Below are 6722 nucleotides of genomic sequence, written 5' to 3'. Positions count from 1 at the left end.
CCGGCACTACCCCTTACAGCCGCTCGCCGCTTTCCGCATTGAAGAAATGCAGCCCCTGCGGATGGATCGCCACGCGGATGTCCTCGCCCACCGCCGGCAGCGCCTGCGGCGCCACACGCATGGTCAGCGCATGCTGGCCACTGCTGAGGTTGACGAAGATCTCGTTGCCGACCGGTTCAATGCCTTCAATGCGCGCGCTGAACGCATGCGCATCGTCTGCAGCCGCCGGCTGCAGGTGCTCCGGACGCACGCCCACCGCGATCGGCTTCTGCAGCCACGCCGGATCAATCGTGGTCTGGCCCAGCGGTGCACGCCACTGCCCGTCGACCACGGTCACGCCACCGGCATCGCCCTGCAGCGTCCCGCGCAGTACATTCATCGCCGGGCTGCCGAGGAAACCGGCCACGAACAGATTGGCCGGGCGGTCGTACAGCGCCATCGGCGTATCGATCTGCTGGATGATGCCGTCCTTCAGCACCACGATGCGCTGGCCCAGGGTCATCGCTTCCACCTGATCGTGCGTCACGTAGATCATGGTGGTGCCCAGCTTGCGGTGCAGCTGCGCGATTTCGGTACGCACGCTGTGGCGCAGCTTGGCATCCAGGTTGGACAGCGGCTCGTCCAGCAGAAACACCGCCGGCTCGCGCACCAGCGCCCGGCCCAGCGCAACACGCTGGCGCTGGCCACCGGACATCGCCTTGGGCAGCTTGTCCATCATCTCGGTCAGACCCAGCGTCTGCGCCGCTTCGGCGATGCGTTTGTCGATGGTCGCCTTGTCATGCCCGCGCAGCTTCAGGCCGAACGCCAGGTTCTCGGCCACGGTCATGTGCGGATATAGCGCGTAGCTCTGGAACACCATGGCGATGTCGCGGTCCTTCGGCGCCACGTCGTTGACCACGCGGTCGCCGATGCTCAGCGTGCCACCGCTGATCTCTTCCAGGCCGGCCACCATCCGCAGCAGGGTCGACTTGCCACAGCCGGACGGGCCTACCAGCACCATCAGCTCGCCGTCGGCGACCTCGAAGGTGGCGTCCTTCACCGCGACCTGGCCGTTGTCATAGACCTTGCGCACACCCTGCAACTGCACTTTTGCCATATCACCTATCCGGTCCGCCCGAAGCCGGGCTGTCTTTTGGGACTGCCTCGGCCCTCCCGATGGCAGCGATGATTGCGCGCTTGCCGCATGACGGCGAGCACTGCAATCGAATACAGTTGCGCATTCTGCCATGTAAACGTTTTCACGTGGCACTATCCGATGATCGGTGCGCACCGATCTGCGTCGGCGGAAGAACGAAGCTTCCGCCGGGGCAGTGGTTTCGAATGGAACGGTCTTCCGGTGCCCGGTAGAACGCCCCTGACGAACCTCGGACAGGCAGTTGCGCGGATGTCCCCCGAACCCAGCCATGAAGCGATTGACAACGATGTCACCCGGATCTGAAACTCGAGCGATGCACGACACCCTCTTCCTGTTCGGTGCCACAGGTGATCTGGCCCAGCGCTACCTGTTCCCTTCGCTGCTTCGCCTGCTCGGCGACGGCCTGCTGCCGGAGGACTTCCGCATCCGTGCGCTGGCCCTGTCCGGGCATGACACCGAAGCCTTCCATGACATCCTGCGGCCGCGCCTGCAGCAGGCCATGCCGATGGCCTCACAGGACGACATCAACGGCCTGCTGCGCCGCATCGACTACCGCTCGGTCGACCTGCGCGATGTCGACTCGGTCGCCGCCGCCGTCTCCGACCTGGTGCACCGCAAGTGCGTCAGCTACCTGGCCATCCCGCCGGGCCTGTACATCTCCACCTGCGAAGGCCTGGCCAAGGGCGGCGCCCTCGCCGCCCCGGCACGGCTGATGCTGGAGAAGCCGATCGGCAGCGACAGCGAGAGCGCTGAGGAGATCATCAGCACCATCGGCCAGTGGATCGACGAGGACCGCGTGTTCCGCCTCGACCACTACCTGGGCAAGGCGGCGGTGCAGAACCTGATCGCGCTGCGCTTCGGCAACACGCTGCTGGAAGCGGTATGGAACCGCAACTACATCGAATCGGTGCACATCCTGGTGGCCGAGAGCGAAGGCGTGGATGGCCGCGACGCCTACTACGCCCGTTCCGGCGCGCTGCGCGATATGGTGCAGAGCCATATCCTGCAGCTGCTGTGCATGGTGGCCATGGAGCCGCCGGCCTCGCTGGAAGCTGATCGCATCCGCGACGAGAAGGTCAAGGTGCTTCGCGCTCTGCGTCCGCTCGATGCCAGGCACGCCGCGCGTGACAGCATCCGTGGCCGCTACACCGCCGGCACCATCAACGGCCAGCCGGCGCAGGCCTACCAGCCGCCGGAAGGCAGCGACGTGGAAACCTTCGCCGGCGTCACCGCGCACATCGACAACTGGCGCTGGAGCGGCGTGCCGTTCCACCTGGTCACCGGCAAGCGCCTGCCCGAACGCACCACCCGCGTGGTGGTCACGCTGAAGCCGGTCACCCACTGGCTGTTCGAGCGCCCGCAGCGTGCGCAGGCCGCACCGAACCGCCTGGTGTTCCAGCTGCAGCCGCAGGAGAACATCGAACTGGGCCTGATGAGCAGCCTGGCCGGCCCGGAATGGGGTGCGCTGGAACTGCATCCGCTGGAACTGGAACTGTCGGTGCCGACCGGCCTGCACCGCCGCATCGCCTACGAACGCCTGTTCCTGGATGCCTTCAACGGCAACCACACCCTGTTCGTGCGCGACGACGAAGTACGTGCCGCCTGGGCCTGGATCGACAGCGTGGCCGACGCCTGGAAGGAAGCCAAACTGCCGCTCGAACCCTACCCCGCTGGCCAATGGGGCCCAAGCAACGCAACGGAGTTCCTGCCGCAGGGCGTGGACGCACCGGACAGCGGAGCCTCGGCATGAGTGCCAGCTCGCAGCCGGTGCTGGTCGCCGACATCGGTGGCACCAACGCCCGCTTCGCCCTGGCCGACACCTCGCTGGACGCGCCATTGCTGAAGGAGAGCATCCGCGAGTACGCAGTGGCGGAGTTCCCGTCGCTCGGCGATGCGGCGCGCCACCACCTTGAGCAGATCGGCGCTGCCGCCAACCGCGGCGTGTTCGCGGTGGCCGGCCGCGTCGATGGCGATGAAGCCCGCATCACCAACCATCCGTGGGTGATCTCGCGCAGCCGCACCGCAGCGATGCTGGGTTTCAACGAACTGCACCTGATCAACGACTTCGCCGCGCAGGCGATGGCGATCTCGCTGCTGCAGCCTGATGACGTGGTCCAGGTCGGCGGTGCCGCCTGGGTACCGGGCAAGCCGGGCCAGCCGCGCAACTACGCGGTGATCGGCCCGGGTACCGGCCTGGGTGTGGGTGGTCTGATCCTGCGCCACGGCCGCTGCTATCCGCTGGAAACCGAAGGTGGCCACGTCAGCTTCCCGCCGGGAACGCCGGAAGAGATCCGCATCCTGGAGATCCTGTCCGAGCAGTTCGGCCGCGTCTCCAACGAGCGGCTGATCTGCGGCCCCGGCCTGGTCAACATCCATCGCGCAGTGTGCGAGATGGCCGGTATCGACCCGGGCCAGCTGCAACCGGTGGACGTGACCGCCCGTGCCCTGCATGGCGATCCGCAGGCAATGCGCACCGTCGATGTGTTCTGCGCCGTCTTCGGCGCCATCGCCGGCGACCTGGTCCTCACCCAGGGCGCCTGGGATGGCGTGTTCCTCACCGGCGGACTGACCCCGAAAATGCTCGATTCCCTGCAGCACTCCGGGTTCCGCCAGCGCTTCGAACACAAGGGGCGGTTCTCTTCGATCATGGCGCGGGTGCCGTCGCTGGCCGTGATGCACCCCCACGCCGGGCTGCTGGGCGCCGCAGCCTATGCCGCCGACGCCGAACGTGACGCACCAGGAGTTGCCGCATGAGCCCCACCTTCCACGACGATCGCATCGAGTTCATCCAGCATGGCGATGCCGATGGCTGGATCGAGGCGGTAGCCGCCGAGATGGCGCAGACCCTCAACCACGACATCAATGAAGTGGGCCGTGCGCGCATCCTGCTGTCCGGCGGCACCACGCCGGCACCGGTGTACCAGGCACTGGCCGAGCTGGACGTGCACTGGGACCGCGTGGAGGTGAGCCTGGCCGACGAGCGCTGGCTGTCGCCGCAGGATCGCGACAGCAACGCCTGGCTGGTGCGCGAGCACCTGCTCAAGCGCGCCGAGGGTGCCCACTTCGATCCGCTGGTGCGGATCGGCAAGCCGCTGCCGGAATGCGTCTACACCGCCAACCTGCAGGCCCAGCACAGCCAGCCGCCGAGCCTGGTGGCGCTGGGCATGGGCAACGACGGCCACACTGCCTCGCTGTTCCCGGGTTCGAAGGACCTTGCCCGTGCACTGGAAAGCACCCTGCCCTACGCAGCGCTGGATGCCACCGGCTGCCCCGGCGCGAACCAGTGGCCGCTGCGCATCACGCTGACCCCGCTTGGCCTGCGCCAGTGCCGCCAGCGCCTGCTGCTGCTGCGCGGCAAGCAGAAGCTGCAGGTGCTGCGCCAGGCGCTGGACAGCAACGATGCCCAGCAGTACCCGATCCTCAATGCGATCAACCTGGACGGCGCGCGCCTGCGCGTCCACTGGGCTGATTGATGTCGGCGGCGGTGCACTGCCGCCGCTTGCCTCTCGCCACCACGAACGCCGGTAGCCAATGAGCCTCCATCCGCAACTGCACGCCATCACTGAGCGCGTCATCCGCCGCAGCGCCGCCTCGCGCGCCGCCTACCTGGCCGCGATCGATGCCTCCCTGCGTGACGGCCCGTTCCGCAGCCGCCTGAGCTGCGGCAACCTCGCCCACGGCTTCGCCGCCTGCGGCGGCACCGACAAGAGCCGCCTGCGCGGCGGCGTGACGCCGAACCTGGGCATCATCACCGCCTACAACGACATGCTGTCGGCCCACCAACCCTTCGAGACCTATCCCGAGCAGATCCGCGAGATCGCCCGCGAACTGGGCGCCACCGCACAGGTGGCCGGCGGCGTGCCGGCGATGTGCGACGGTGTCACCCAGGGCCGCGGCGGCATGGAGCTGTCGCTGTTCTCGCGCGACGTGATCGCGCAGGCCACCGCAATCGGGCTCAGCCACGACATGTTCGACACCACCGTCTACCTCGGCGTGTGCGACAAGATCGTGCCCGGCCTGCTGATCGGTGCACTGGCCTTCGGCCACCTGCCGGCCGTGTTCGTGCCGGCCGGCCCGATGACCCCGGGCATCCCGAACAAGCAGAAGGCCGAAGTGCGCGAGCGTTATGCCGCCGGCGAAGCCACCCGCGAAGAACTGCTGGAAGCCGAGTCCGCCTCGTACCACGGCGCCGGCACCTGCACCTTCTACGGCACCGCCAATTCCAACCAGGTGCTGCTGGAAGCGATGGGCGTGCAGCTGCCGGGTGCGTCGTTCGTCAATCCCGGTACGCCGCTGCGCGATGCACTCACCCGCGAAGCGACCGAACGTGCGCTGGACATCACCGCACTGGGCGATGACTACCGTCCGCTCGGCCGGATCATCGACGAGCGCGCGATCATCAACGCGGTCATCGCGCTGATGGCCACCGGCGGTTCGACCAACCACACCATTCACTGGATCGCGGTGGCACGTGCGGCCGGCATCGTGCTGACCTGGGACGATTTCGACGAGCTGTCGCAGCTGATCCCGCTGCTGGCCCGCGTCTATCCGAACGGCGATGCCGACGTGAACCGTTTCGCTGCGGCCGGCGGCCCGGCGTTCGTGTTCGGGGAGCTGATCAAGGCCGGCCTGATGCACGGCGACCTGGTGAGCGTGGCGCGCGGCGGCATGGCCGACTACGCGCGCGAACCGCAGCTGCGCGATGGCCAGCTGGTGTACCTGCCTGGCCTGGAGCGCAGTGCTGATGACGAAGTGGTGCGTGGCGTCGACAACCCGTTCGAGCGCCAGGGTGGTCTGCGCCTGCTGCGCGGCAACCTGGGCAAGTCGCTGATCAAGCTGTCGGCGGTGAAGCCGCAGTACCGCACGATCGAAGCACCGGCGGTGGTGGTGGATGCACCGCAGGTGTTGAACAAGCTGCACGCCGGTGGCCTGCTGCCGCAGGACTTCGTGGCGGTGGTGCGATACCAGGGCCCGCGTGCCAACGGCATGCCCGAACTGCACTCGCTGGCGCCACTGCTGGGCCTGCTGCAGAACCAGGGCCGGCGCGTGGCGCTGGTCACCGACGGCCGCCTGTCCGGCGCCTCGGGCAAGTTCCCGGCGGCCATCCATGTGACGCCGGAAGCGGCGCGCGGTGGCCCGCTGGCCAAGGTGCGCGAGGGCGACATGATCCGCCTGGATGGCGAGGCCGGCACGCTGGAGGTGCTGGTGGATGCGGCGGAATGGGCCGCGCGTCCGCTGGCGCCGAACACTGCACCGGCCGCGCACGACCTGGGCCGGAATCTGTTCGCGATCAACCGTCGCGTGGTGGGTCCGGCCGACCAGGGGGCGATTTCGATTTCGTGCGGGCCGGCGGCGGCCGATGGCGGGCCGTGGGACTACGATGCGGAGTATGAGCTGGGGCACGATGCGGCAGCTGCGGCGGCGCCGCATGAGGCGAAGGACGCCTGAGGGTTGAAGAGCGCTGCGGGTGTGCGTTGGCGATGAGTGTCCTGGTTGAGGCGGCGGGTAGCCCCCACCAGGACACGCCGTAAACCCATCCATGGGGGCTCGGTCGCGGCATCCATGTTGCTCACGGTCCTGGTGGGGG

At 68.1% G+C, this 6722-nt stretch carries 5 protein-coding genes; 4 read left to right on the top strand and 1 reads right to left on the bottom strand.

The window, feature by feature from the left end; genetic code table 11:
* Positions 1-13: 13 nt before the first annotated feature.
* Entirely contained in the window at positions 14-1096 is a 1083-nt protein-coding gene (locus D7Y61_RS20740) for an ABC transporter ATP-binding protein (protein ID WP_180869027.1), read from the bottom strand.
* Between the two features lie 352 nt (positions 1097-1448).
* Between D7Y61_RS20740 and zwf the strand changes: the two genes are divergently transcribed.
* Genes zwf through edd form a run of 4 tightly spaced genes read left to right on the top strand, consistent with a single transcriptional unit; the run spans position 1449 to position 6583 of the window.
* On the top strand, positions 1449-2885 hold the full coding sequence (zwf, locus tag D7Y61_RS20735; protein ID WP_180869025.1) for a glucose-6-phosphate dehydrogenase: 1437 nt from the start codon (positions 1449-1451) through the stop codon (positions 2883-2885).
* The gene (gene glk / locus D7Y61_RS20730; RefSeq protein ID WP_180869023.1) at positions 2882-3889 is read left to right on the top strand and encodes a glucokinase; all 1008 of its coding nucleotides are present in this window, start codon (positions 2882-2884) and stop codon (positions 3887-3889) included. The genes zwf and glk overlap by 4 nt, the downstream gene beginning before the upstream one ends.
* Entirely contained in the window at positions 3886-4608 is a 723-nt protein-coding gene (gene pgl / locus D7Y61_RS20725; RefSeq protein WP_180869021.1) for a 6-phosphogluconolactonase, read from the top strand. Before glk ends, pgl begins: the two co-directional genes overlap by 4 nt.
* A 58-nt stretch (positions 4609-4666) precedes the next feature.
* Positions 4667-6583, top strand: coding sequence for a phosphogluconate dehydratase (gene edd, locus D7Y61_RS20720; protein ID WP_180869019.1), 1917 nt, complete (start codon positions 4667-4669; stop codon positions 6581-6583).
* Positions 6584-6722 lie beyond the last annotated feature (139 nt).

Source organism: Stenotrophomonas maltophilia, from assembly GCF_013464485.1.
Taxonomy (GTDB): Bacteria; Pseudomonadota; Gammaproteobacteria; order Xanthomonadales; family Xanthomonadaceae; genus Stenotrophomonas; species Stenotrophomonas maltophilia_AW.
The sequence above is the reverse complement of the archived record's forward strand: the minus strand, read 5'-3'. Positions and strand labels throughout refer to the sequence as shown.